We start from the raw sequence: 24,566 nt of genomic DNA, 5'->3' as shown, positions 1-24,566 counted from the left end.
GGCGGTAATCCGATGACGGGGGCCAGGACGCGCGTTCTCGTGGTCGACGACGAGCCGCAGATCGTCCGAGCGCTGCGCATCAACCTCAATGTCCGCGGTTACGAGGTCGCCGTCGCGGTGTCGGGTGCCGAGGCGCTGCGCGTCGCCGCCAATTTCCGTCCCGAGATCGTGATCCTGGATCTGGGGCTGCCCGATATCGACGGGATCGACGTCATCGGTGGTTTACGAGGCTGGACCGATGTTCCGATCGTGATTCTCTCTGCGCGAACCGATTCCGCGGATACCGTCGAAGCCCTCGATGCCGGTGCCGACGACTTCGTCACCAAACCGTTCGGCATGGACGAGCTGTTGGCGCGGCTGCGGGCGGCTCAGCGCCGTGGGCCGCACGCGACCGAGAACGCTGTGGTGGTGACCGAGACCTTCACCGTCGACCTGTCGAACAAAACCGTGATGCGTGATGGACAGAAGGTTCACCTGACCCGTACCGAATGGGGAGTGCTCGAGATCCTCGCGCGCAATCGAGGAAAGCTGGTGTCGCAGCGGGAGATACTGCAGACGGTGTGGGGTCCGCGGCACGAGCGCGAGACTCATTATCTCCGAATCTATCTCGGCCAGCTGCGCCAGAAGCTCGAAGACGATCCGTCGCATCCCAAGCACCTGATCACCGAAACGGGAATGGGATATCGATTCCAGTGAGGTCACGGACACCGCATCAGCTGCTAGCCGTTCACCCGGGCGAGTTCTATCCAGTGGTGCAACGGTGCAGGTCTGCCGTAGAGAAAGCCCTGTGCGAAGCGGCAATCGAGAGCCTCGATGGCGGCCGCCTGCGCTTCGGTCTCCACTCCCTCGGCCACGATCGAGATCGGGAGCGCACGCGCCATCGACGCGATCGCGGTGACGATGGATCCGGCCGATTTGCTCGAGTCGATCTCGGCGATGAAGGACCGATCGATCTTCAGTATCGCGATGGGAAGCTCGCGTAGGCGCCCGATCGAGGAGTATCCGACTCCGAAATCGTCGAGCACGATCAGCACGTTCATGGCCGCGAGTCGCTCGAGTATGTCCTTCGCGGCGACGATGTCGTCGATCAGCGCGGTCTCGGTGACTTCCAGCGCCAGATCCGCACCGTCGAGCTCGAACTCGTCGAGCAGTGCAGCCACGAGCACCGGAAGCGAATCGTCGCGCAACTGTGTCGGTGACACGTTGACCGACATCGTGACCGTGTGTCCGTGGGCGCGCAGTGTGGCCAGGTCGGCGAGCGCGGTCCGCAGAACCCATGCGCCGATATCGCCCATGAGATTGGTCGTCTCGGCGATGGAGACGAACTCGCCGGGCAACCGGAGTTCGCCGTCGCGATTCCACCGGACCAGCGCCTCGTACACCACGGTGTTCCGCGACACGGTGGCCACGATCGGTTGGTAGTGGACCTCGAGTTCACCTCTGGCGACGGCGCCTCGCAGTGCTGTCGCTGTCTCGATGGCTGCCGTCGACGACGCCCGTAGTGACTCGTCGAAGATCGAGAAACGCGAGGCGCCATGGGCTTTCGCCTGATACATCGCGATATCTGCCTCGCGTATGACCTCGTCGAGGTCGTTGGATCGATTGTCTGCCGTCGCGATACCGACCGAAGCGGTGACGTAGGTGGCGGCGGCACTGAGTGCGAACGGTTCCGCGATGCGATCGATGACTGCCTGCGCGAGTGCCTCGATCTGGGGTCTCGTCGATCGGCCGATCACGATGAACTCGTCGCCCGCGTACCGAACCACGGTGTCCGAGGAACGGACCGTCGCCCGCAGTCGATGTGCTGCGGCGGCGATCATCTCGTCGCCGACCCGGTGCCCGTAGGAATCGTTGACCATCTTGAAATTGTCGAGATCGACGAAGAGAACGAAGATACGACCGCGGCCGTCCTGTGCGGAGAGCCGCGCGAACTCCTCGTCGAGAATGGTTCGATTGGGCAGCCCCGTGAGTGCGTCGTGTGCGGCTCGGTACCGCGCGTCGTCCTCGCTACGTTCGACCAGACTCATCGCGCGTTCGCCGCGCAGGAACGTACCGATGAGCATTGCTGCGAGGAGTGCCGAGCGCACAGCCAGATCGGCTGTCGACTGAGCGGTGCCGAGTATGGGGATGGAGGCACAGACCGCCGCCAGGACGAGGACGAACACGACCTGGCGGCGTCGGTGCCGAGGTGAGCCGTTCTGGCGATGCGACATGGTCGCCATCTGAGGGCTGAGCGCAGCCAGTGCCACCGCGGCATAGGCGAGCAGATAGATGCCGTCGAGAATTCCCGCAGACAGTTGATCGGTGCGCGAGATCGAATACGCGTAGGCGACGTCGCCGATCAGTATCGCCACCAGCGCGAGCAGCAGCAGGCGCAGTGAACGATTGCGCCGCTCGGAGGAGACGAGCAGGTGGGTCGCGAGTGTGATCATCCCTGCATCGATCGCCGGATACAGTCCGTTGCCGACAGCGGCGAAGGTGCTGACCTCACCGCCGAGTATCGGCGATATCAACAGAACCCAGGACAGGAACATGGTGCCGATGGAGATCAGTGCGGCGTCGATCAGCGGTGTGATGTCGTCTCTGGATCGACGTTCGAGGATCCACCGGGCGAGTGCCGTGCCGATGAGCACGTATCCACCCAACGTCAGTGCATTGGACAGCGCGGTGATGCCGTCGGGATACACCGCCGGGTCGCCGCGCAGGCCTACTCCGATGAGAAACAGTGCCGAAGCGCCGAACAGGCACCACCACGATGTCGAGTCGGCAGGTCGGTAGCGGCGAATCCCGACGCTGATCGACACCACCGACGCCAGCGCGAAACTTCCCAGCACGATCGACCGAACCGATGAATCGCCGACGTAGAACACCACGGCGGCAGCGAGCACGACCGACAGGATTCCGACCAGTTTGGGCGCACCGACGAGGGCTTTGGTGATCGTGGGAACCTTCGTGTGCATCGAAGGCTCCCCCTTTGCTCGTTTCGCGTGATGATTGCATGGTCGTCGTCACCGAACCGCGGCGAATATGCCACCCAGTGGGAGATTACTGTAGGTGGTCCTAACCGCGTGCATAACCGCTCGGCGATGAATTTCTGTCGGTGCCGTGGTCCATCCTCTGGATCGGCCTTCGACAATCCCACGACAGGAGTTCCTCATGACCGTTTCACCCGAATCTCGGTCGTTCACCTCCCTCGCCGTACCTGCCCTCGCGCGCCCTCAGGCAATCATTGTCACGACGGTGGCCGCGCTCGTCGGCAATCTCGTGCTCTGGCTGATCGGTCTGGTGGCAGACGCCTCGTTCGAACTCACCGACGGCGATACGACGATGGCCGTGGCTCCTGGCGGCGTGGTGACGCTGACGGTGATTCCCGTTCTTCTCGGGACGGCGATCGCAGCCGTCGTGTCGAGGTGGTGGCTCCCGGTGATCAGAATCGCCCAGGTCGTGGGCATCCTCGCGCCCCTGGGGACGATCGCGCTGACTCTTGCTGCCGACTTCGACACTCCGAGCACGGTGACGTTGTCGCTGATGCACGTCGTCATCGCTGTCGTGGTCCCGCTTGGTCTTGAGTCGATGAGACGCGGCGCGAGCATCAAATCGTCAACCAAGGGTTGACGATAGCCATGCGTCAACCTATCGTTGACGCATGACCGAGCCAACGAAAATCACCGTCCCAGTCCGCCTCGACGACCTGATCGACGCCATCAAGAAGGTGCACGACGACGAGCTCGAACAGCTGTCCGACGCCGTCATCGCCGCGGATTCACTCGGCGATCTCGCCGATCATCTGATCGGCCACTTCGTGGACCAGGCCCGACGGTCAGGCGCGTCGTGGACCGATATCGGGCGAAGCATGGGCGTGTCGAAACAGGCTGCGCAGAAGCGTTTCGTGCCGAAGGGCTCCGATTCCGATATGGATCCCCGAGAGGGCTTCAAGCGATTCACGCCCCGTGCGAAGAACGTGATGGTGGGATCGCAGAACGAGGCGCACGCGGCACACAACGCGGAGATCATGCCCGTGCACCTGATTCTCGGCCTGCTCGGCGACACCGAGTCGATCGGTGCGAGGCTTCTGCTGTCCGCGGGGCGCACCGAGCAGTCCGTTCGTGATGCCGTTACGCCGCTGCTCCCTGCTGCGGCCGAGACGATGCCTGCCTTGATTCCGTACGACGCCGGCTCGAAGAAGGTCGTCGAGCTGACGTTCCGTCAGGCTCTTCGTCTCGGGCACAACTACATCGGCACCGAGCACATCCTGCTCGCCTTGCTCGAATTCGAGTCGGGCACGGGGGTTCTCGCCGATCTTGGGCTGGACAAGGAGGATATCGAGTCTCAGGTGGTGGAGGTGCTCGCCGGCCTCGACGTCTGAGCGCGGACAGCGACGCGCCCGAGGTGCTCCACGTCAACGGCGGGGCCGGGTGATCCCCAACGCGAGGTTGTCGACGAGAGCGTCGCCGAACTCCGGGGTCAGTGGCAGGGTCGGCAACAACAACCGGTGGTAGCAGGCTCCCCAGAGCTGATCCACGACGCCGTTCAGATCGACCCCGTCGGCAATCTGCCCGGCACGGCGAGCGGAGATGAGTCGCTCGACCGCCAGGCTGCGGCGTGGACCTGCATACGAGCGGACGAACTCGTCGGCGAGTGCGGGATCGGTCTGTGCAGCGCCGATGAGCTCTGCGATGACCCGGCCTGCGCGATCGGTCGTCAACAGTGACACGAATGCGCGCAGCTGCGTCTTCAGGTCGACGATGATATCGCCGGTGTCCTCGAATGCCAGTGTGTCCTCGACTGCAACCGAATATGCCTCGTACGCAAGCGCTCCCGGCGACGGCCACCACTTGTAGAGCGTCATCTTGCTCACGCCCGCCTTCGAGGCGACCTTCTCGAAAGTGATTGCGGCCATGCCGCTCTCGAAGAGGATGTCGGATGCGGCGCGGAGTGCGGCAGCGCGGACCTCACCGGCGGGACGGCGTCCACGGCCCCGTCGGAGTGACGCAGGCCGGTCCGTCACGCCCACCCCTTCGTTGGATTCATGTGGACGACGAGTCTACGTCCGATGGTCTGGTTTCGTGGATTCGGGTTGCCCACAGGCAGGCCGCGGCGGCGTTCCTCGATCTAGCGCGTAGCAACCGGGGCGGCGATGCGCGAATCCTCCTCTACGAACGTTGCCATGATGCCACCGGCCGCGCGCACACCTGCTGCGGCAGAACCGATCACGTTCTCCATCGGGGCGGCGACGTTGCCCGCCGCGAACACACCGGGCACCGACGTGCCCCCTGCCTGGTTCGTGGCGACGAACGTGGCGCCCATCGGCTCCTCGCCCATCATCATCTCGGTCACCTCGAGTCCGAGGGCCACCAGAATGTCCGCGTTTGCGGCGAAGGTCGGTTTGGTGACCACCGCGTCGACCGGAACAGTGTTCTCGCCGTGCAGGTTCACTCCGACCAGCGTGTCGTTCTCGACCGCCACACTCGTTATCGAGCCTGGCACGACCCGCACGCCGCGCGCGGCCAACTGTGCATTCTGTTCCGCGGTCGGGACGGACTCGTGGGTGAACAGTACGACGTCGTCGACCCACTGCCGCCACATCAGCGCCTGATGCACCGCGAACGGGCTACCGATGATTCCGACCGTCTTGTCGCGCACCTCCCAGCCGTGGCAGAACGGACAGTGCAGCACCTCGCGCCCCCACCGGTCGGCGAGACCGGGAATGGCCGGAAGTTCGTCGGTCAGCCCGGTGGTCACCAGAACCCTGCTCGCGGTCACGTCAGCACTGCTGGTCAGAACATCAGGGCCGGCGGTGAGAGTGACGGTGAAGTCGCCGATGGTGCCGGACGCCGAGACCGCCGATCCCTGTCGAATTTCCGCGCCGTACGAGCGGGCTTCCTCGCGGCCACGTGCGAGCAGTTCGAGCGGCGGAATGCCTTCTAGCCCCAGGTAGTTGTGGGCATGAGCTGCAACCGCGTTACGGGGAGCGCCGGCGTCGACGACGAGGACGCGCCGACGGGCTCGGCCCAGCGTCACGGCTGCCGCGAGTCCGGCTGCCCCGCCGCCGATGATGATCACGTCGTACTCGGGATTCGATGTCATGGACACAGTGTGACGCACGGTCGCATGATTCGGCAATTCAAATTGCTGAATTGGCAACTATCGGTTTTCACTTGACCTCGACATAACTTCAGGTTGCACGGTGGAGTCATGACAGCAACCTACGACGAGCTGCCGGCGCTCATGACCAGAATGACCGGCGACGAGAAGCACGACGTCAGCGCCACCTCCACCCTCGACGTCCTCTGGGTCCTGTATCGAGACGTTCTCCGCATCGACCCGGCCGATCCGGAGAACCCGGACCGCGATCGGTTCCTCCTGTCCAAGGGGCACGGACCGATGGCGTACTACGCAGTCCTTGCGGCACAGGGCTTTCTGGCACCCGATCTACTCGACACGTTCGGGGAGTTCGATTCGGTCCTCGGATATCATCCCGACCGAACCCTCATTCGGGGGGTCGAAATTTCCTCGGGCTCGCTGGGGCACGGTCTCGGCCTGGCCGCCGGGGTGGCGTCGGCGCTGCGGTTGCGCGGTAGCCACGCGAGAGTGTTCGTCCTGCTCGGGGACGCCGAACTGGACGAGGGCAGCAACGCCGAAGCCATCCAGTTCGCCGGACGCGCAGGGCTGCGAAACCTCACTGCCGTCGTGATCGACAACCGATCCGCAGGCCTCGGCTGGCCCGGAGGCATCGGGCGACGCTTCGAGATCGAGGGGTGGAACGTCGAGAACGTGAACGGCCGCGATCACCGAGAACTCCGAAATGCCTTCACTGCACACGAATCGGATGAACCGCATGCCGTCGTCGCCCGCGTCGAAGACAAGGATCGATCATGACCACGTTTGTCGGTTCCGAGGTGGACCAGCGAGAACGCTTCTACCGGTTGATGCCCGAACTGCTCGCCCAGGACGAGCGACTCGCCCTCGTCCTTGCCGAGATCGGTGCGGCCTACATCGAGCCCCACCTGACCGACGCGGTGCGTCCCCGAGTGGTCAACGTCGGGATACGGGAACAACTGATGATCTCGTTGGCCGGAGGAATGGCTCTCGCCGGAATGCGCCCAGTCGTCCACACCTTCCCGCCGTTCCTCGTCGAGCGCCCGTACGAGCAAGTGAAACTCGACCTCGGGCATCAAGGCGTCGGCGCGATTCTGGTCAGTGCCGGTGGCTCCTACAGCATGGCCGCCGGGGGTCAGACGCACTTCGGGCATCGGGACGTCGCCGTCCTCGACACCCTCGAAGGATGGACCGTGCACGTTCCCGGTACCGCCGACGAGGCCGAGGATGCGCTGCGCCGAGCCGCGCGATCGGAGGAGAGGACCTACATCCGGCTCGACGGTCTGTCCAACCGGACGCGGCTTTCCGAGGGCGACGGATTCACCGTCCTGCGCACCGGGACGGCCGGGACGGTGATCGCCGTCGGCCCGACCGCCGATCGTGTCCTCGGCGCGCTCGAACAACGAGACGTGACGGTTCTGTACGCCGACACGATCCGTCCCTTCGATGCGGCAACCGTCACCGCGACGCTGACGCGGCCGGACGTCGCACTCGTCGAGCCGTACCTCGTCGGCACCTCGACCCCGTTCCTCGCCGATGCTCTCGCGCACGTCCCGCATCGGATACTCGCCCTCGGTGTCGGGCGCACGGAGCTGCGGAATACGGTTCGCCGAAGGACCACGAACGTGCGCACGGACTCGACACCACAGGCATCAGGAATTCTCTCGACGCCTTCTTCGGAACCGGTCCCCGTTTCGATACCGAAAATGAGACGCCTAGGCACTGAATGTCCAGGTCAACGGACCTACGACGGCTTGAAACAGTGGCCGAGGTGCTGTTCACTGGGTCGGGTACATCCGAGGTCGGGGGACTATGAAAACAGCAATCGAACATTCGTGGCACGAGAACAAGGTGCGCGACGGGGATTCGGTAATCGCACTGCGAGATCTGGGCAAGCGAACCTGGTGCAGCGGGGTACCTTCGGGGTCGATCGGCGTGGTCGTCGACATCGACTGGCTCGGTGACCTTCGCGTGGTGTTCGACATCGCCGACTGGTTCGGGGGACGAACCGTGGTCGAGAAGGTGGTACCGGAATGCGACGTCCGACTGGTCACTCCAGCCGAACGTCGCCTCACCGGTACCTGAGTCTCGCACGTTGTCGCGTTACTCGTTGTCGCGTTACTCGTTGTCGGTAGCCGGGCCTTTCGGGGTGGCACCGCCTTCGCCGGTCCAGTCGCCTGATTCGATGCCCTCGGCGGGATCGGACTGAACGTCGGACTCGGCGTCCTGTGACCCGGTGGCAGTGTCTTCGGTGTGCGGCTGTTGTGCATCCTTACCAGTCATAACCACCGCATACCCGTAACCACTGTCATCAACCGGCAGCGATCAACCGGCAGCGATCAACCGGCAGCGATCAACCGGCAGCGATCAACCGGCAGCGATTCAACCGGCGACGATCTCACGCAGTCGTTCGGTGTCGGAGCTCGTCCACCCGTCCGGTTGCAGGATCTGGGCCCAGAGGTCGACGGCATCCTCGCCGTAGTTGTGGCCGTATCCCTGCGGGACGTCGGTGGAGAAGACCATGTCGAACGTCGTCTGCCAGAACGTGACGAACGGGAACCAGCGAACACCGGGGTCGACGTCGTCGCCGCGTGGCTCTCGCAGCCAATCCGGTTGATGCAGAATCAGATCGGGCGACCACCAGGTGATCGGATCCGATGCGTGTTGCCAGTACACCACGCGCGGCTGCTCCCACGGTGTGCCGATTTCGAGGTCGTCGGGTCTTCCGGCAAATCTGACGTTTCGGCCGCCGGCGATCACCGGCAGGATCTCGCGGGAACCTGCGTCTCGATCGGCGGTGATCTCGGACCATTGCTTCGTGAAGTTCGGATTGCCGACCCACAACGCCCCGTCCGTGCGTGCGAGCATGTCGCGTGCGCCGCCGAAGGCGTCCTGCCCGCCGTACGCGCCGAGGCTCTCCCCGAATGCGACGAGCTTGGGCCGCGACTCAGCCGGAAGCTCGTTCACGACGTCGTAGATGTGGTCGAACAGCACACGGCCGGCTTCGCGGGGTGAATCACGATCGGCGAGAAACGCGATCGGGCTCGGGAGGAACGAGTACTGCATAGATGCGATGGCCGTGTCTCCGCCGTACATGTACTCGAGCGGACCCGCCACCGATTCGTTGACCCAGCCACGTCCCGTCGTCGTCGCGACGGCGACGACGGCTCGATCGAATGCGCCGGTTCGCTTCAATTCCGCGACGACGCGGTCCGCTGCCTCGTCGATCGAATCCACGTCCGCGGCACCGACGTAGGCGCGAATCGGGGTGAGCGCGGGCTCGCCGGTGAAGGCCTCGATGTCCTCTGCTGTCGGTCCGGAGGACACGAACCGTCGGCCTTCCATTCCGAGTGAGTCCCAGTCCTCGTTCGAGTCGGGAGACCCTGAGTTCTCCGGCGCCGCAGGCTGTTCGACGCCGACGTGACTTCCCTTGTCGGAGATCTTCGACGAGCTGGCGATCGTGGCGATGAGCACGTTGTTGACGACGCCGTTGACAAGGAACAGGGTCAGCAGCGCCACGACGGCGATCCCGATGCCCTTCGCAGCGGGAACGGGTACGAATCGTGTGCAGACCGTCGCCAGTTTTACTGCGCACCACCGTAACCCGCGTGCGATCTGCAGCAACAGCAGGGCGAGTGCGAGTGCGACGACGAGTACGCCGAGATACAGTGCACGACCTGGCTCCTCGACCTCGACGATCTTGCGCACGATCTCCTGCCACCACGAACCCAGAATCAGGAACAGTGGGATCACGACGATCGCGGTCACAGCGAGCGCCCACCAGCCGTATCGCTTGACCGATGCCGACCACTTCGGTTCGATCCCACACGCGCGGCCGATCCAGATCAGCAGGCACCCGAGGCCGTAGCCGGTGGCGACGCTGATTCCCGTCGCGACGCCCTGGAGGTACCAGGCGCGCGGCAATAGGGAAGGTGTCATCGAGAAGACGAAGAACACGATCGCGAAGAACAGTGCGGCAGGTTCGAGGCGCGCGAAGTAACGCCGCAGCTTGTGCATCGTCACATATTAGGGGTGCAGTCCGTTGGACGGTGCTCCTATGTGCTCGAAATAGCGGCGCGCCGAACGAAACACCGCGTCGCGCGCGTCGTGGGTGATGATCCGATCCCACCACGCGCCGTAGAGCGAACCGAATGCGTACGGACGCACGAGTTCGACGGCTCGTCGGATGGTGTCGGGATGCTCGGGGATCAGATTGGGATAGCTGTACATGAATCCGACCCACCGGCGGTCGGCGACGACGGTGAAGATGTCGCCCGCACAGAGCGCCCCGAGTCCGTCGACCCCGTCGCGCCAGTGCATCACCGTACCGCCCGCGAAGTGCACACCCGCGTTGATCAGGGTGCGGCCCGGCGCGATCTCCTCGGACGTGCCCGACCACAGGACGACGTTCTCGTCCCTGGTCAGCCACTGTGCATCGCGTTCGTGCACGTAGATGGGAGCATCGTCGAACGCTCGGCTCCACTCGACCATCGAGCTGTAGTAGTGCGGATGCGACAGCGCGATCGCCGACACCCCGCCGAGTTCGGTGATTCTCTCGACCGCGGCGTCGTCGATGTACGAGATCGAGTCCCACAGCACGTTCCCAACCTCGCCCGGAACAAGGAGGGCGCGCTGGCCGATGCCCAGGGCGGGGGATGTGGCGAGTCCGAACAGTCCAGGGACTTCCTCGTGGATGTCGACGGTGTGGCCGGCCGACCGAAGCTCCGCGAGCGAGGTCCACTGCTGGCCGTCGTAGCCGACGTACTGCCGGTCGTCCTCGCAGACGATGCAGTGCGCGCGGTCGGCGTCCAGTGGGTACTGGACGCCGCACGTCACGCAGATGGGGAGGTCGTCACCCATGGCGTGTCTCGGACCGCCCGAGGTCTCAGAGACCGAAGGGGAGAACTCCCGGTGCCAGCTCGAAGCCGCTGCTTCCTGCCGAGATCGATCCAACACTGCCGAGAATCAGATTGATGAAGTTCGTGATCATGTGGGTTCCAGTCCTTACCGTTACGTATGTGATGCGAACCTGGTCGAGGGTACCGGCGTCGAGGCTCCAACGGCAGCCCGTGGACCTGTGGGATCGCTGTGAACTGTGGGATGGCTGTGCGGTGGGATGGGATGGGGCGGGATGGCTGTGGGGCGCGGTAGCGTCGACGCATGCAACGCCTGGTAGGGGTTCTCGCCGTGGCACTCGTCGGTTTCGTGGCACTCGTCGGGCTCATGGGGTGCGCCGCCGCCACCCAGGCATCGGGTGTGGCAGAGCCCGATCCGCCGCCCGCGCTGGACTACGTGGCGCTGGGTGATTCCGCTGCTGCGGGGCCGTTGATCCCACGGGCCACCGGATTTCCGGGTTGCCTGCAATCCGATGCGAACTATCCGCACGTGCTCGCAGGCCTGATCGGCGCGGCCTCGTTCGTCGACGTCTCGTGCTCGTCGGCCAGATCGGCCAACATCGCCACCGACCCGCAGATCACCAACAGTGGCACCGTGCCCGTGCAACTCGACGCGCTCTCACCGGATACCGACCTGGTCACCGTCACGATCGGTGGCAACGACGTCGACCTCGTGTCGACCGCCCTCGGATGCGTCAACTTCTCGCCGGAACCGAACGGCACGTCGTGCAAGGACAGGTTCACCGCGGGTGGCCGGGACACCGTCGCCGACGCCATCGACGACGCTGCGCCGAGTTGGGGCCGGATGGTCGACGACATCGCCGACCGTGCGCCGAATGCCCGAATCGTCGTCGTCGGTTACGGCACGTACGTGCAGCCCGGCGGATGTCCCGGCGTGCAGCCGATCTGGGCGCGCGACGCCGACTACCTCCAGGGAAGCGTCGACCGTATGAACGACGCCCTTGCCGCCCAGGCTGCGGAACACGGCGGCGAGTTCGTCGACATCCGGCCGGTCAGCGTCGGCCACGACGGATGTGCGGCCCCGGAGCAGCGGTACCTCGAAGGCGTCGTGCCCACCGGGGTCGCTGCCCCACTGCATCCGACAGCCGCTGGAATGGCCGCGTTCGCTCGGGTGGTGGCCGATTCACTCGGTCCGAGCTGACAGCGGCACCCGATATATCTGTGGGAACTGTGGGAACTGTGCCGGGGCTACTTGCCGTCGGGCTTACCGCTGGAAGTAGCTCTGGGACTGCGTGATCGGCGCTCGGCGCGCAGGTCGGGGTCGAGCCGACGCGTCATCGCCTCCGATGCCGCTGGGCCCGAGGCGAATCGAGCGCCCGACTCGGCCAACGTGCGGCCGGTCCTTCTGTCGACGAGGACGGGATCGATGCTCTCGCCCGCGTCGTCGATCAGGACGACGGTGCGATCGCGTGGCTCGACGTGCTTGTTGCCCCATGCGTACAGCGCGACGATCACCGGGCTCAACTCTCGTCCACGCCTCGTGGGGACGTACTCGAATCGAGGTGGCCTGTCGGTGTACTGCCGACGCTCGAGCAGCCCGGCGTCGACGAGCGAAGTGAGCCTGCGCGTCAACATGTTCGGTGCGATACCGAGGTTGCGCTCGAACTCGTCGAAACGAGTGAAACCGTCGAGTGCGTCGCGCAGAATCAGCAGAGTCCACCACTCGCCGACTTGCTCGAGTGCACCGGCGATGGGACACCCCATGGCGTCGAAACTGCTGTGTGGCATGCGTTACCTCGGTGCTATGACGAGAAGCGAACTCGTCGCGGTCGCCACGAGCTTACCGTCCTTGTCGACGACCGAGCCCTCGGTGAAGATCACTCGTGAACCGGATTTCACCACCGTGCCCGTTCCGGTCAACGGCCCGCTCGTGGCGAACACGGGCCGTAAGTAGCTGACGTTCAGATCGATCGAGGTGTAGCCGGTGCCTGCGGGAAGCGTGGTGTGGGCGGCGCAGCCGACGACGGTGTCGAGGAATGTGCACACCAGGCCGCCGTGCACCGTGCCGATGGGGTTGTAGTGAGCCTCCGACGGAGTGCACTGGAACACGACCTTGCCGACCTCCACGTCCACCGGTGCGAACTGCATCAGCACGGCGATCGGGGGCGGCGGGAGTTCCCCGCTCGCGACGGCGCGCATGACCTCGAGCCCGCTCATCGTCGCCGCCTCCTGCAGCACTTCCATCGGGCTGACCCAGGAGAAGGTCTGTGAACGCTGATGCTCTTCGGTGATCATGAGGTCCCCTCACGGCTAGTAACTTGCATGATGCAAGTCAGTATGCGCTGCGCGGCCCCCGAGCGCAAAAGTTGCCAACGGCCCGACTACGCGCGCGCGGGCGACGCAGCCGCATAGGCACGCCAGCCGCCGAACTCGGTGATGTCCACGCCGGCCTCCGCCGCCTCGTACGAGCAGCAGAATCCCGTCACCCAACGGCCGTCGGTGAGTTCGACGGACGTCAGACCCATCGGCGACGGAAGCCCGGCGAGGAAGGTGCCGAGCCCGGCCGCCGACATGCGGTACAGCTCGCCTGCGATGGGCGCACCGAGGCCGGGGCCGCGTCGGACGAGCCCTGGCTTCGGCGGGGTGGTCTGCAGGTCCACCAACCGGTAGGCGTCCGTGGTGACGACATCGCCGAGAAAGCGCGCGCCGCGATCGGTCAGCTGATGGTGAACCGGGAAACCCTTCAGATGCGCGCCGACGACCAAGACGTCGAGACCGTCGTCGACGAGCGCCGGTGACGGTGACCCGATCAGGCGAGCGGCCAGATCTATCGCAACCTGATCGGCGAACCCGGGAACGACGAACATGACTCCGAACGGATCACCTGCGTCGGTCGACTCCCCCGGCACCGCGACGGCGGCCATGTCGAGCAGATTGCAGAAGTTGGTGAACGTCCCGAGACGACGGTTGATGCCGAGCGGGTCGGCCTGTACCGCAGCGATGGTCGGGTGTTCGGTGGTGGTCGGGAGCAGCAGACCGTCGAAGCCGTCGAGTAGCTCCGACACTGCGCGTCTACCCGAGGCCAGCGCCGCGAGGTCGTCGACGTACCGATGCGCCGACGGCTCGGCTGCGCCTCGAATGATCTGCGCAACAGTCGGATCCGCGGTCTCGCGAGCGGTCTCCAGGAACGATCCGACCGCAGCATATCGCTGGGCGACGATCGCTCCGTCGTAGAGCAGTGTCGCGGCGGCGAGCAACGACGATACATCGACCTCGGCGTAGGTGAATCCGCGGCCGTTCAACTCTGCCACCGTGCGCGCGAACGCACTCCGGTACTCGGGGCTCAGTGCGGTGAGGTCCTCGGCCCGAGGCACCGCGACGTGCGGGGTCGGTGACGCCGAGAGTCGAACGTCCGGTGGCCAGACGCGGCTGCGCGGATCGGCTGTGTCGTACCCGCTCATGACATTCGTTGCGCGAGTTGCAGTGTCGAGATCGGCCGCGAGAACGGTCACGCAGTCGAAGTCGGCGCATGCCGGAACGACGCCTGTCGTGGGCACGATACCGAGGGTCGTCTTGATGCCGACCAGACCGTGGAAGGCTGCCGGTACGCGTCCGGAACCTGCTGTGTCGGTGCCGATTCCGATGTCGGCGATGCCCAGGGCGACGGCAACGGCCGACCCGGAACTCGATCCACCGGACACGCGGGAAGGATCCCACCCGCACCGGACCGCGCCGTACGGGCTGCGGGTGCCGACGAGGCCGGTGGCGAACTGATCGAGGTTCGTCTTACCGAGTATCAGCGCACCACGCTCGACCAGTCGTGCGACGGCGGTGGCCGTTACTTCCGGTGTGTAGGCGAACTCGGGGCATGCAGCGGTGGTCGGAAGTCCTGCGACGTCGACGTTGTCCTTGACGGCGACGAGAAGCCCGGCCAGTGGAAGGCTCGGATCCACGGCTGCCGCGTCGGACAGCACATCGTCCTCCGATCGCAGGGTGATCCAGATTTCCGGCCTGTCGAGATCGGCTATCCGCTCGTACGCCCGACGCACCCGCTCCGCGATAGCCTCCAGAGCGATATCCTGTTTCGCGAAATCCTGTGTCAGGCTGTCATGCTGCTGCATCGGTGGCACCCTTCCTGGTGAACTCGCCTGCCGCGGACCATGCGGACCGTTCGGCGTCGAACGCTACCGCCTGCGTGGCACGGAATGCGTCGATCGATTCGGTGTTGGCGGCGAGGAATTTCTCGTGCTCGGCGAGGGAGAACGAACCCTCGGTGATCTCGACACCTCCCCCTCGGCCCGCTGCCGTGTCCGCCCGCAGGTCCATCAGCTCCTCGGGTTCGACGGGGTACCACGAGATGCGATCGAAGAACCGGAGCAGCCACGGGCTGCCGTTCTCGAACGGTCCACTGGCAGCAGGGAATCGATGGTTCCACACCTGCGTCGTCCGGCCGACGAACTGGTATCCGCCCGGGCCCTCCATGCCGTAGATGCACAGGTACGCGCCGCCGATTCCGACGGCGTTCTCCGGGGTCCACGTGCGTGCCGGGTTGTACTTCGTCGTGACGAGTCGGTGCCTCGGATCGAGCGGGGTGGCCACCGGCGCGCCGAGGTACACGTCGCCGAGCCCGAGCACCATGTAGTCGGCGGCGAAGACCGTGTCGAACACGTCTGCGACGGTACCGAGTCCGTTCATGCGGCGGATGAACTCGATGTTCCACGGGCACCACGGAGCGTCGGCGCGGACACCGTGCATGTAGCGTTCGATCGCCTCGCGAGTGGACGGGTCGTCCCACGACAGCGGCATGCGGACCGTCCGTGAGGGAACCACGAGTTCGGACGCCGCGGGCAGATCGTCCTCGACCTCCGCGAGCAGACCCATCAGCGTGGTGATCGGCAGAACATCCGGATCGACCTTGACCTGCAGCGACCGAATGCCCGGCGTGAGATCGAGCAGACCCTTCGGTGCGAGCGCCTCGACGCGCTGGTGCAGTGCGTGTGCGCGAGCACGTAAAGCCAAGTCCAGCTTCATGTCTCCGTACTCGACGAGAACATTGTCGTCACCGGAGCGGCGGTAGGTCACCGACGTCTCGGCGTCACGACGCGCAATGACCCCGTCGTCGCCGTCGCCGCCGCTCGAGAACACGACCGGAAGAGATGCTCGACGCTCGATTCCCAATGCCCCGAGTTTCGCTGCGTGCGCTGCTTTGACGGGCACGAATCGAATGGTGTCCCCGGCCTTCAACTGGCCCAGCTTCCATCGCTCCGCGGCGACGACGGTGACCGGGCACACGAAACCGCCGAGGCTCGGACCGTCGGGGCCCAGGAGAATCGGTGTGTCACCGGTGAAGTCGAGCGCGCCGACGCTGTATGCGTTGTCGTGGATGTTCGACGGGTGCAGACCTGCCTCGCCGCCGTCCACCCTCGCCCATTCGGGTTTCGGCCCGATGAGTCGTACGCCGGTGCGGTCGGAGTTGAAGTGAACTTCGTACGACGTCGCGAACAGGGTGTTCATGTCGGTGCGGGTGAAGAACTCCGGCGCGCCGTGTGGTCCCTCGGTGACGGCGATGTCCCACGCCGCGGTCAGGACCGGTCGGTGTTCCATGGGGATCGAGCGGACGCGGTCGGCGTCGTCGGTGGATCCGGTGATTCCGAGGACGTCGCCCTCGGTCAGTGTCCCTCCGCGGTGGCCGCCGAACTTGCCGAGAGTGAACGTCGATGCGCTGCCCAGGTAGGGGTCGACGTCGATCGTTCCCTGGATCAGGACGTACACGCGCAACCCCGCGCCGTCCGTCATGCCGACATCGAGGGTGGCTCCGGCAGGAACCAACACCGGACGCCACTGCGGAACGTCGACTCCGTCGATCCGGACGCGGGCGTCGGCGCCGGTGACACACACGAGCGTGTCGGAGTCGAAGGTGAGTGCAGGCCCGGCCATCGCGGATTCGAGACCGGGTGCGCCTTCGGGATTGCCGAGCGCGACGTTGCCGAGCCGGAAGGACAGATCGTCCATCGGACCCGACGGCGGCACACCGACTTTCCAGTACCCGACGCGTCCCGGCCAGTCCTGCACCGTGGTGAGCATGCCGGGCCGCAGAACGGTCATCTTGCTCCCGGCCGAGCCGGCCCCGGTCATGGCGTTGTCACGATCATGCGGACGGCCGTCGGGTCGAAGCCGTTGCACGGGTTGTTGATCTGTGGGCAGTTGGACACCAGAACCAGCGTGTCGATCTCGGCCCGCAGTGACAGCGATTTGCCGGGGGCGGACAAGCCGTCGACGATGCCGAGTGTGCCGTCCGCGTCGACCGGCACGTTCATGAAGAAGTTGATGTTCGGCACCAGGTCTCGCTTGCCCAGGCCCCATCTGGCGCCCTCGATCAGAAAGTTCTCGACGCAGGCGTGCTGATGCGCGGTGTGATGCCCGTAGCGCAGTGTGTTCGACTCCTGCGAGCATGCACCGCCGACGGTGTCGTGGTTGCCGACCTCGTCGGCGACGATGGTCATCAGGGGCGTCGAATCATCGCTTCGCAGAACGGTTCTCGCCGAGAGGAACAGGTTGCGCTGTGCGGTGACGGTAGCGGCGGCGCTGTAGCGGATGCTGTGATCGTCGGCGGCATACATCAGCGTGTCCACTGCCTGGTTGCCGTGCAGATCGACGATCGTCAGTATGTTGCCGGCCTTCACGACGGCCGACCAGGGTCCGTAGGCCTCGGCGGTCTCGTCCAGGACGACAGGGTCCAGTGTGGTTGTCATCGTCTGCCTTTCGGTGCATGGAGGGCGTTCCAGGCGTCTTCGGTGTTGGTGACTGCGCGTCGATACTCGGGATCCGTATTGCCCAGTGAGTCGAGCTCGTCGTAGGCATCCCAGGCGAGGACCTCGAGAGGCGTGGTCCCGAACTCCTGGGACGGATCGAGCGGGTGCGCGGTGTTGGCGAGCAGTACGACGACCGGGAGATGGATCAGAAGATCGACTTCGGTGTTCGGTCCGGCGCTGCCCGTGGACGTCAGCTGTCCGCCGGCTTCGACGCGGATGCCGTGGAAGAAGGAGATCGACGGCGGTAGGTCGCGCAAGCCCAGACCGTTCTTGGCTGCTGCGACGGTGAACAGTTCGCGTCCGGCAGGTGAGCCGGAATGCAGCGACCCTGCACCGTACTTGGCGAGATTGGTTGCGAGCGAGGTGGTGCCGCAGAGCGCATCGTGGTGACCGGAACTGTCGGCGACGATGGTGGCGAGCAGGCGTCCTTGATCGGACAGTAGGGGATGACCCGCGCCCAGGTAGGCCTGCCACGGGACCTTGACGGTGTCGGCGGTGTTCAGGCGCTCCCACGGCGCGTCGGCGCGGTACAACAGCAGGTTCGCGCACGCTGCTCCGTCCACGTCGCGCAGACGAAGCCGAGTTCCGCGGGCAAGGACCTTGGTGGTGTAGCGGCCACCGGGAACCGTTTCGGCCCAGGTGAGATCGGTGATGCCGTCCGGTGCGGTCGGCGTCGTCACCGCGGCCGACTGGGACCGAGCGTGTTCCTTGGCGGCAAGTGTGGTTGCTGTGCTCATGTGTCAGGCTCCGATCGTGACGGGCTTCGGGTGGGCTTTTCCGCGAGGCAGGCAAGCGACGCCGACCAGCACCACCGCGAGGACGGTGAGCGGTGCTGCCCATTGCAACAGCGGGAATTCGCCGGTGGGGTTGAAGATCTCGGCGCGCGGCCAGGACAGGTTGACGACCATCAGTCCGCCGTACAGGACCGCGAGGATGTTGACCGGGATGCCGATCCAGCCGAGGGCGAACAGTTTCTTGCCGTCCGTGTCGTGGTGGAGACCGCCGTGCGGCCAGCCCTTCAGGCGCTGGATCAGGAGGGGAACGGTGACCATCATGTACGCCAGGTAGATCAGCACGATGCAGACGCTCGTCAATGTGGTGAAGATGGCAGCGTTGCCGACATTGACGGCGAGTACTGCGACGCAGGCGAATCCGATGAGGACCGACGGTGCGATCGGAGTTCCTGTCGTGCCGTTGACCTTGGCGAGCAGCGTGGATGCGGGTAGTCGGCCGTCACGTGCCATCGAGAACATCAGGCGCGATGCAGCCGTCTGGATGGCGAGTGTGCAGATGAACACCGCGATGGCGACGTCGATCAGCAGGACGGTTCCCCACGGTGAGCTGAGGATGGAGTCGAGAACGTACGGAAGGCCCTGCGCCGCAAGCTGTCCGTCGGTCAACGACGGTGCGGCCATGAGTGCGCCGACGATCATCAGCCCTCCGCCGAGAGCCGAAGCGGACAGTGCGAGCCGGATGGTGCGCGGTGCGACGCGTCGCGGGTTGTGGGTTTCCTCGGCGAGCTCACCGGCGGATCCGAAGCCGACCATGACGTAGGCGGCCATCAGGCCCGAGACGATCCACGCCCAGATGTAGCCGGGCTCGGTTCCCGCTGTGCCCGTGTCGAACACGACCTGCGGGCCACGTTCGGCGTGTGTGAAGAACACCAGGACGACGGCGATGACACCGATGATCTCGCAGGTGACGCCGATGCTGTTGATGCGCGACATCCAGTTGACGCCGATGCAGTTGATGGTCGTCGTGAGCACGAGAAGGACGGATCCGAGGATGACGGCGTTGGCAGCGCCGTCCGGTGACGTCAATGCCGTGTCCGTGCCGACGAACTGGAAGCCGCTCCACACGCTCGGGAGCACGACCTGCAGTGCGATCGCTGCAGCGGATGCGGTGACGATCTGCGCGATGATCATGAACCACCCCGCGAACCATCCGACGATCTCGCCTCCCATACGGCGCGACCACTGGTAGATGGCACCCGAAATGGGATAGTGCGCAGCGAGTTCCGCGAAATTGAGCGCGACCATGAACTGACCGAGGAATACCAGGGGCCAGGTGAAGAAGAATGCAGGTCCGCCGAAACTGAATCCGAGACCGAACAGTTGAAAGATCGTGGTGAGGATCGAAACGAACGAGAAACCGGCGGCGAACGACGCGAACTTGCCGAGCGATCGGTGCAATTGCTGGTCGTAACCCAGCTCGGCGAGGTCGGAGTGATCACTCGTCGTGGGCGGTACACGTTCACCGGGTACGGGCAGAGTAGTCGAGCTCATGAAAGTCTCCTGGAAGGAAGAAGAGTGACCGCCCGTCTGCGCTGCCGGTGCGGGGTTTCTGTCAGTCGATAGTTTTCCGTTTCGGAATGCCCGTTGGGTGACGGCCGTGTATCGAAACCGTGGCGTCGTGAAACGTCTGTGTTTCGTGTATTTCGATCAAGTGACAGAAATTTCACACCGCTGTATTCGATGCCAGGATGGGGTCATGTCCACCACCGGCGCAGGCAGACCCAGGCTCACGACGAAGAAGCGACCGGGCGAGACGGCACGCGAGGAAATACTCGACGCAGCGGCCGAACTGTTCACGACACGGGGTTACACCAACACCTCCACGCGCATGATCGCCGACGCCGTCGGTATGCGTCAGGCATCGCTGTATCACCACTTCGCGACCAAGGACGAGCTACTCGACTCGCTGCTCAGCGGAACCGTCGACGAGCCGTTGGCCGTTGGCCGCGCGGTCAGGGACTCGGACGCGACTGCCGCAGAAAGGGTGTATGCCCTGGCCTGGTTCGACGCCGATCAGCTCTCCCGTTCGCGATGGAATCTGGGTGCGCTGTATCTGCTGCCCGAGCTGCGCGAGGAGCGGTTCGATGCGTTTCGGCAGCACCGGTACGAGCTGATGGATCTCTATGCGTCGCTCGCGTCGGCAATGATCGTCGAGAGCGGGGTCGAGCTGGTACCCGGCACCGAGGACCTGCCGTTCCGTCTCGTGGAGACCGTCGTCAACGGGCGCGCCGACAGGGAGAACGGGCGCGGCGAATCGTCCGCGGAGTACGCGCAGGTCGTCGCGGCGGCTGCAGTACGAGTACTCGGGTGGACCGGACCGACCGATTCTCTTCGAGCCTGCGCCGCACGAATCGTCGGGGTGCGCGGCGCAGCCGCATACTGAGACGGTGAGCGAACTGCCTGACTGGGCCGAGGGCCTCGGCTTCTCCCGTCACCCCGAGGGTGGCTGGTACACCGAGACGTGGCGCAGCTCTGTCGAGATTCTGCACCCGCACCTCCCGGGCGGGTACCCGAGCTCGCGGGCAGCAGCCACCGCGATCCTGTTCCTGCTCCTGCCAGGCGAACAGTCGGCGTGGCACACCGTCAGGGGTACCGAGATCTGGCTGTATCACCGCGGCAGTCCCGTGCTGCTCGAGCTCGGTGGCTCCGGGCCAGGGCCGGGTGTGATCACCCCACTCACCGTCGGACCGGACGTGCTCGCAGGTCAGTCGCCGCAGCGCGTCGTGCCGCCGTCGACCTGGCAGCGGGCACGGCCCCTCGGTGACGAGGCTGCGCTCGTCTCCTGCATCGTCAGCCCCGGGTTCGACTTCGAGGACTTCGCGCTGGAGAAGAATGGCTGAGAAGAATGGCTAGGAAGAATGGCTAGGAAGAAGTCGGCAGGCAGAACGGTCGACACGGGGCCAGGCGGTCCCGTTGCAGGCGTCTACGACATCGACACGGGTACGTGCGAACTGGTCCGCGACACCCTCGTGGCCGACGGCTGGACCATACAGATCAACGGTGTGCCCAGCTCGCACATCGACGTCGACGATCCGACACAGCTCGATTTCGAGTACATGCGGTGGATGGCAGGACTCGTTCGGCACCATGTCTTTCCGGGGCCGAGGCTCAGATCACTGCATCTCGGTGGTGGGGCGTGCACGCTCGCGCGCTATCTCGCGGCCGTGTTTCCCGACGCACGGCAGGTGGTGGTCGAACTCGACGGAAAGTTGGCAGAACTCGTTCGCGAGTGGTTCGACCTGCCCCGAGCCCCGCTGCTGCGTATTCGAGTCGGTGAGGCGCGCGCGGTGACCGAGACTCTGACCGAGGACAGCCGGGACCTGATCGTGCGTGACGTCTTCGCAGGCAGTACGACACCGGATGCGTTGCAGACGACCGAATTCACCGAGCATGTTCGACGCGTCCTGGCGCCCGGCGGGATCTACGTCGTCAACTGCGGTGACACGCGTGATCTCGTGCAAACGAAACGCGAGGCCAGAACCATCGGCTCCCTCTTCCCGCACACGGCGATCATTGCCGACCCGGCGATGCTGAAGGGCCGCCGGTACGGCAACGTCGTCATCGCCGGTAGTGACGTGCCGCTGGCGCAGGAACCCGCTCTGGCGCGTGAGCTTCTCGGCGGCGGTGTCCCAGCGCATGTCTGGCTCGACGAACAGGTCCGGACGTTCGCACGGGATGCGAAAGTTCTCCGTGACACTGTCTGAATGATTGTCATGTCGATAGTGTGAACAGGTAATCGAAGAACGATGATCAGGAGACACGGATGGCGCTCATCGCCTTGCTCGATCTGAAGTTGAAGACCGAAACCCTCGACGACGCGAAGGTCGTCCTCGGGCGCATCCTCGCCGACACGCGTGCGTTCGAGGGATGCCTCGGAGTCGACGTGCTCGTCGACGACGCCGACGAAGGCCACTGGATCGCCTACGAGCGTTGGGAGTCCGCCGAGGCCGACGCGAAGTACCGTGAATTCCGTGAGGGTCCCGGCAAGATCACCGATCTCGGACCGCTGCTCGCCGGTGTCCCCAGCTTGACCAAGTACAGCGTCCGGGACATCTAACTCTCGGCGTAGGCGGACGGCACATCCGGGCGCCCGGTGAGAAAACCCTGCACCATCTCGACGCCCAGTTCCAGGGCGACGCGCAGTTCACCGGATGTCTCGACGCCTTCCAGGATGAGGGTGGATCCGACCTCCCTCGCGAAACCCGCAAGGGCAGCAGCAGCTGCCCTGCGGGTTGGATCCTTGTCGATGCCGTGCACCAGCGCGTAGTCGACCTTCAGTGCATCCGGTTTGAGCTCGACGACCTGGCGCAGGCCCGAGAATCCCGCACCGACGTCGTCGACGGAGATGCGAACTCCCGCTGCTCGTAGGTCTTCCACCGACCGGGCGACGGATCGGTAGTCGTCGACGCGTTCGTGTTCGGTGATTTCCAGGTACAGCGTGCGGGTACCGATGTGCGGTGCCAGCCGGGCGTGCAGGTCGGTCGACCGAATCGTTTCGGCGGATGCGTTCAGAGACACGAACGCGTGTGCAGGCAGAGTCTCCATTGCGCGCAGTGCGTTGTCGATGGCAGCGAGCTCGAGCCGAGTACCGATTCCTGCCTGCGTCGCGTCCCGGAACCAGATCATCGGTGATCCGTGCCCGAACGGGAACCGGGACAGTGCTTCGAATCCGACGACCGCACGAGTCGCGGTGTTGCAGATCGGCTGGAACACAACGGTCGGGCCACCGGATTCGATGAGAGATGTCATGCGCTGGCGTATCTGCAGCGGATCGGCTCTGGCACCGGGGTCGACGGATCTCGGCTGTGTCTTGTTCCGATAGAGCTCGATGTCGGCGAGTGCGACGAGGCGTCGAACCAGAGCGCCCGTCGCATCACCCTTGATGATGTGGTCGCCCGCCGATCCGATACTGGTGGTGAAGGGCGGCCCGCTGAAGGATTCCTCCAGGGCCGCACGGATTCGACTCTCCGCTTCGTCGACCTCGGTGGGCGATCCGATGTGCACGCAGACGAACTCGTCGCCGCCGAGGCGTGAGACCGCGGAATCTTTCGATGCCGCGTGGGACAGTCGATTCGCGACCTCGACGAGAACGGCATCGCCGGATGGGTGACCGTAGGTGTCGTTGATGGATTTGAACCGGTCGATGTCGATGACCATGACGCCGATGACGCTCGGGCCGGTGCGCGTACTGACGTCGGCCTTGTTCAGATGCTCGACGACGTCGAACAAGCCGCGTCGATTCCACAGCCCCGTCAGCGAATCTCGCAGGGCGACCTGAGCCTGCCGCCGAAGATGCCGAATGTAGGGCCGAAGGGCGAAGGGGACTGCGAACAGCGACCCGAAGATCACCGCCTGTGACGCGACGGTCCACGGGTTGGTGCCGTCGAGAATCGAGAGAACGGCGATGAGCAGCAGCGCTGCTGTCGCCCCGACGAGGTGCAGTGCCAGAGTCCGCGGTGATGTGCTGACGATCGCGAACACGGCGACGACGGAGAACATCGCGGAGCCCGCCATCGCGATGAACGGAGTCTCGAACGACAGCATCACCGCCAGGATTCCGATGTCGGCGTACAGGACGTACACATTCGCGAGTCGACGGCGTGACCACGAGCTGAGGAACCAGACCACGGCAACGGGGACGGTGGACAGGGCCGCGACAGCGACGTAGATCGACCGAGCCGACGTGAACTGGCCCGACGGAATCATCAGAATTCCGGCGAGCCCGAACGACATCGCCAGGCCCCCGATGAGGACCCGTGCCCACCGTTCGTTGTTCGGACCCCGGTTCAGGGCATGTTCCTCGGCGCCGAGGACAGCATCCGATCTGCGAACGTCACCGGAGAGGGGGCCGGACAGCTTCGCCTGTGATGCGAGAAAGCCTCCCACCGACATGAGACCTCTCGTTCGGGATCATTTCGCGCGGACAGTACGACGCGCTGGGTGATCGTGTCGTAATCGGGTCCCGACCCGGTCAACGAACCGTACCAGTGCACGGCACGCGCGAT

At 65.0% G+C, this 24,566-nt stretch carries 25 protein-coding genes; 11 read left to right on the top strand and 14 right to left on the bottom strand.

What is annotated here, in order from left to right; translation table 11 throughout:
- The first annotated feature begins 12 nt into the window (after positions 1–12).
- Complete coding sequence (locus tag RY1_RS16670) at positions 13–696, top strand: response regulator (protein WP_072804989.1); 684 nt, start codon at positions 13–15, stop codon at positions 694–696.
- A 23-nt stretch (positions 697–719) separates the two neighbouring features.
- Here the strand turns inward: RY1_RS16670 and RY1_RS16665 are convergent, their stop codons facing one another.
- Positions 720–2,960 (bottom strand): putative bifunctional diguanylate cyclase/phosphodiesterase, encoded by a 2,241-nt coding sequence (locus RY1_RS16665; RefSeq protein ID WP_072804987.1) that lies wholly within the window; start codon positions 2,958–2,960, stop codon positions 720–722.
- Positions 2,961–3,156: 196 nt separating this feature from the next.
- Between RY1_RS16665 and RY1_RS16660 the strand changes: the two genes are divergently transcribed.
- Both RY1_RS16660 and RY1_RS16655 read left to right on the top strand, forming a co-directional pair.
- The gene (locus RY1_RS16660) at positions 3,157–3,615 is read left to right on the top strand and encodes a DUF6069 family protein (RefSeq protein ID WP_072804986.1); all 459 of its coding nucleotides are present in this window, start codon (positions 3,157–3,159) and stop codon (positions 3,613–3,615) included.
- A 31-nt stretch (positions 3,616–3,646) separates the two neighbouring features.
- Positions 3,647–4,366 (top strand): Clp protease N-terminal domain-containing protein, encoded by a 720-nt coding sequence (locus RY1_RS16655; RefSeq protein WP_072804985.1) that lies wholly within the window; start codon positions 3,647–3,649, stop codon positions 4,364–4,366.
- A 33-nt stretch (positions 4,367–4,399) separates the two neighbouring features.
- Here RY1_RS16655 and RY1_RS16650 read toward each other — a convergent pair whose 3' ends face one another.
- Positions 4,400–5,008: a TetR/AcrR family transcriptional regulator gene (locus RY1_RS16650; protein WP_072805216.1), complete on the bottom strand. Its 609-nt coding sequence runs from the start codon at positions 5,006–5,008 to the stop codon at positions 4,400–4,402.
- Between the two features lie 104 nt (positions 5,009–5,112).
- Positions 5,113–6,087 carry an NAD(P)/FAD-dependent oxidoreductase gene (locus tag RY1_RS16645; RefSeq protein WP_072804983.1) on the bottom strand — a complete coding sequence of 325 codons (975 nt, stop codon included), beginning with the start codon at positions 6,085–6,087 and terminating at the stop codon, positions 5,113–5,115.
- Between the two features lie 108 nt (positions 6,088–6,195).
- Here RY1_RS16645 and RY1_RS16640 point away from each other — a divergent pair, with 108 nt between their 5' ends.
- From RY1_RS16640 to RY1_RS30660, 3 genes are read left to right on the top strand one after another with little or no spacing between them, the layout of a single operon-like run.
- Positions 6,196–6,879, top strand: a complete 684-nt coding sequence (locus RY1_RS16640) for a thiamine pyrophosphate-binding protein (RefSeq protein WP_072804982.1) — start codon at positions 6,196–6,198, stop codon at positions 6,877–6,879.
- Positions 6,876–8,063: a transketolase family protein gene (locus RY1_RS16635; protein ID WP_245819704.1), complete on the top strand. Its 1,188-nt coding sequence runs from the start codon at positions 6,876–6,878 to the stop codon at positions 8,061–8,063. The genes RY1_RS16640 and RY1_RS16635 overlap by 4 nt, the downstream gene beginning before the upstream one ends.
- Positions 8,035–8,184 carry a hypothetical protein gene (locus tag RY1_RS30660; RefSeq protein ID WP_245819702.1) on the top strand — a complete coding sequence of 50 codons (150 nt, stop codon included), beginning with the start codon at positions 8,035–8,037 and terminating at the stop codon, positions 8,182–8,184. The genes RY1_RS16635 and RY1_RS30660 overlap by 29 nt, the downstream gene beginning before the upstream one ends.
- A gap of 33 nt (positions 8,185–8,217) precedes the next feature.
- Here the strand turns inward: RY1_RS30660 and RY1_RS30150 are convergent, their stop codons facing one another.
- From RY1_RS30150 to RY1_RS16620, 3 genes are all read right to left on the bottom strand, one after another.
- On the bottom strand, positions 8,218–8,382 hold the full coding sequence (locus RY1_RS30150; protein ID WP_169914734.1) for a hypothetical protein: 165 nt from the start codon (positions 8,380–8,382) through the stop codon (positions 8,218–8,220).
- A 99-nt stretch (positions 8,383–8,481) separates the two neighbouring features.
- On the bottom strand, positions 8,482–10,116 hold the full coding sequence (locus RY1_RS16625) for an alpha/beta hydrolase (protein ID WP_072805215.1): 1,635 nt from the start codon (positions 10,114–10,116) through the stop codon (positions 8,482–8,484).
- 9 nt (positions 10,117–10,125) lie between these two features.
- Entirely contained in the window at positions 10,126–10,959 is an 834-nt protein-coding gene (locus RY1_RS16620; protein WP_072804979.1) for an MBL fold metallo-hydrolase, read from the bottom strand.
- Positions 10,960–11,259: 300 nt separating this feature from the next.
- Between RY1_RS16620 and RY1_RS16615 the strand changes: the two genes are divergently transcribed.
- Positions 11,260–12,156, top strand: coding sequence for an SGNH/GDSL hydrolase family protein (locus tag RY1_RS16615; RefSeq protein ID WP_218019809.1), 897 nt, complete (start codon positions 11,260–11,262; stop codon positions 12,154–12,156).
- Between the two features lie 47 nt (positions 12,157–12,203).
- Here the strand turns inward: RY1_RS16615 and RY1_RS16610 are convergent, their stop codons facing one another.
- The 7 genes from RY1_RS16610 to RY1_RS16580 all read right to left on the bottom strand — a co-directional run bounded on the left by RY1_RS16610 (position 12,204) and on the right by RY1_RS16580 (position 20,052).
- The gene (locus tag RY1_RS16610) at positions 12,204–12,743 is read right to left on the bottom strand and encodes a winged helix-turn-helix transcriptional regulator (RefSeq protein WP_072804977.1); all 540 of its coding nucleotides are present in this window, start codon (positions 12,741–12,743) and stop codon (positions 12,204–12,206) included.
- 3 nt (positions 12,744–12,746) lie between these two features.
- Positions 12,747–13,250: a PaaI family thioesterase gene (locus tag RY1_RS16605; RefSeq protein ID WP_072804976.1), complete on the bottom strand. Its 504-nt coding sequence runs from the start codon at positions 13,248–13,250 to the stop codon at positions 12,747–12,749.
- A gap of 86 nt (positions 13,251–13,336) precedes the next feature.
- A complete protein-coding gene (gene atzF / locus RY1_RS16600; protein WP_072805211.1) occupies positions 13,337–15,058 on the bottom strand; it encodes an allophanate hydrolase in 1,722 nt (573 codons plus the stop codon).
- A gap of 4 nt (positions 15,059–15,062) precedes the next feature.
- The gene (locus tag RY1_RS16595) at positions 15,063–17,090 is read right to left on the bottom strand and encodes a 5-oxoprolinase/urea amidolyase family protein (protein WP_072804974.1); all 2,028 of its coding nucleotides are present in this window, start codon (positions 17,088–17,090) and stop codon (positions 15,063–15,065) included.
- Complete coding sequence (locus RY1_RS16590) at positions 17,087–17,707, bottom strand: urea amidolyase associated protein UAAP2 (protein WP_072804973.1); 621 nt, start codon at positions 17,705–17,707, stop codon at positions 17,087–17,089. Before RY1_RS16590 ends, RY1_RS16595 begins: the two co-directional genes overlap by 4 nt.
- The gene (locus RY1_RS16585; RefSeq protein WP_072804971.1) at positions 17,704–18,504 is read right to left on the bottom strand and encodes an urea amidolyase associated protein UAAP1; all 801 of its coding nucleotides are present in this window, start codon (positions 18,502–18,504) and stop codon (positions 17,704–17,706) included. Before RY1_RS16585 ends, RY1_RS16590 begins: the two co-directional genes overlap by 4 nt.
- Positions 18,505–18,507: 3 nt before the next feature.
- Positions 18,508–20,052 carry an amino acid permease gene (locus tag RY1_RS16580; RefSeq protein ID WP_072804970.1) on the bottom strand — a complete coding sequence of 515 codons (1,545 nt, stop codon included), beginning with the start codon at positions 20,050–20,052 and terminating at the stop codon, positions 18,508–18,510.
- A gap of 205 nt (positions 20,053–20,257) precedes the next feature.
- On the opposite strand from RY1_RS16580, the gene RY1_RS16575 reads away from it, so the two are divergent.
- The 4 genes from RY1_RS16575 to RY1_RS16560 are packed head-to-tail and all read left to right on the top strand — an operon-like array spanning position 20,258 to position 22,618.
- Positions 20,258–20,944, top strand: a complete 687-nt coding sequence (locus tag RY1_RS16575) for a TetR/AcrR family transcriptional regulator (RefSeq protein WP_072804968.1) — start codon at positions 20,258–20,260, stop codon at positions 20,942–20,944.
- Between the two features lie 4 nt (positions 20,945–20,948).
- Positions 20,949–21,401 carry a cupin domain-containing protein gene (locus RY1_RS16570; protein WP_072804967.1) on the top strand — a complete coding sequence of 151 codons (453 nt, stop codon included), beginning with the start codon at positions 20,949–20,951 and terminating at the stop codon, positions 21,399–21,401.
- Positions 21,402–21,419: 18 nt separating this feature from the next.
- Positions 21,420–22,265 carry a spermidine synthase gene (locus RY1_RS16565; protein WP_072804965.1) on the top strand — a complete coding sequence of 282 codons (846 nt, stop codon included), beginning with the start codon at positions 21,420–21,422 and terminating at the stop codon, positions 22,263–22,265.
- 59 nt (positions 22,266–22,324) lie between these two features.
- A complete protein-coding gene (locus RY1_RS16560) occupies positions 22,325–22,618 on the top strand; it encodes a putative quinol monooxygenase (protein WP_072804963.1) in 294 nt (97 codons plus the stop codon).
- Here the strand turns inward: RY1_RS16560 and RY1_RS16555 are convergent.
- Entirely contained in the window at positions 22,615–24,453 is a 1,839-nt protein-coding gene (locus RY1_RS16555) for an EAL domain-containing protein (RefSeq protein ID WP_084727478.1), read from the bottom strand. The two genes, RY1_RS16560 and RY1_RS16555, sit on opposite strands and share 4 nt — an antisense overlap.
- Between the last annotated feature and the right edge of the window lie 113 nt (positions 24,454–24,566).

This window comes from Rhodococcus yunnanensis NBRC 103083 (genome assembly GCF_001895005.1).
Lineage (GTDB): Bacteria > Actinomycetota > Actinomycetes > Mycobacteriales > Mycobacteriaceae > Rhodococcoides > Rhodococcoides yunnanense.
The sequence above is the reverse complement of the archived record's forward strand: the minus strand, read 5'-3'. Positions and strand labels throughout refer to the sequence as shown.

Coding starts and splice junctions, on each gene's coding strand:
- RY1_RS16670 (WP_072804989.1), top strand. CDS start 13: ATGACGGGGGCCAGGACGCGCGTTCTCGTGGTCGACGACGAGCCGCAG.
- RY1_RS16665 (WP_072804987.1), bottom strand. CDS start 2,960: ATGCACACGAAGGTTCCCACGATCACCAAAGCCCTCGTCGGTGCGCCC.
- RY1_RS16660 (WP_072804986.1), top strand. CDS start 3,157: ATGACCGTTTCACCCGAATCTCGGTCGTTCACCTCCCTCGCCGTACCT.
- RY1_RS16655 (WP_072804985.1), top strand. CDS start 3,647: ATGACCGAGCCAACGAAAATCACCGTCCCAGTCCGCCTCGACGACCTG.
- RY1_RS16645 (WP_072804983.1), bottom strand. CDS start 6,087: ATGACATCGAATCCCGAGTACGACGTGATCATCATCGGCGGCGGGGCA.
- RY1_RS16640 (WP_072804982.1), top strand. CDS start 6,196: ATGACAGCAACCTACGACGAGCTGCCGGCGCTCATGACCAGAATGACC.
- RY1_RS16635 (WP_245819704.1), top strand. CDS start 6,876: ATGACCACGTTTGTCGGTTCCGAGGTGGACCAGCGAGAACGCTTCTAC.
- RY1_RS30150 (WP_169914734.1), bottom strand. CDS start 8,382: ATGACTGGTAAGGATGCACAACAGCCGCACACCGAAGACACTGCCACC.
- RY1_RS16625 (WP_072805215.1), bottom strand. CDS start 10,116: ATGCACAAGCTGCGGCGTTACTTCGCGCGCCTCGAACCTGCCGCACTG.
- RY1_RS16620 (WP_072804979.1), bottom strand. CDS start 10,959: ATGGGTGACGACCTCCCCATCTGCGTGACGTGCGGCGTCCAGTACCCA.
- RY1_RS16615 (WP_218019809.1), top strand. CDS start 11,260: ATGCAACGCCTGGTAGGGGTTCTCGCCGTGGCACTCGTCGGTTTCGTG.
- RY1_RS16610 (WP_072804977.1), bottom strand. CDS start 12,743: ATGCCACACAGCAGTTTCGACGCCATGGGGTGTCCCATCGCCGGTGCA.
- RY1_RS16605 (WP_072804976.1), bottom strand. CDS start 13,250: ATGATCACCGAAGAGCATCAGCGTTCACAGACCTTCTCCTGGGTCAGC.
- RY1_RS16595 (WP_072804974.1), bottom strand. CDS start 17,090: ATGACCGGGGCCGGCTCGGCCGGGAGCAAGATGACCGTTCTGCGGCCC.
- RY1_RS16590 (WP_072804973.1), bottom strand. CDS start 17,707: ATGACAACCACACTGGACCCTGTCGTCCTGGACGAGACCGCCGAGGCC.
- RY1_RS16585 (WP_072804971.1), bottom strand. CDS start 18,504: ATGAGCACAGCAACCACACTTGCCGCCAAGGAACACGCTCGGTCCCAG.
- RY1_RS16580 (WP_072804970.1), bottom strand. CDS start 20,052: ATGAGCTCGACTACTCTGCCCGTACCCGGTGAACGTGTACCGCCCACG.
- RY1_RS16575 (WP_072804968.1), top strand. CDS start 20,258: ATGTCCACCACCGGCGCAGGCAGACCCAGGCTCACGACGAAGAAGCGA.
- RY1_RS16565 (WP_072804965.1), top strand. CDS start 21,420: ATGGCTAGGAAGAAGTCGGCAGGCAGAACGGTCGACACGGGGCCAGGC.
- RY1_RS16560 (WP_072804963.1), top strand. CDS start 22,325: ATGGCGCTCATCGCCTTGCTCGATCTGAAGTTGAAGACCGAAACCCTC.
- RY1_RS16555 (WP_084727478.1), bottom strand. CDS start 24,453: ATGTCGGTGGGAGGCTTTCTCGCATCACAGGCGAAGCTGTCCGGCCCC.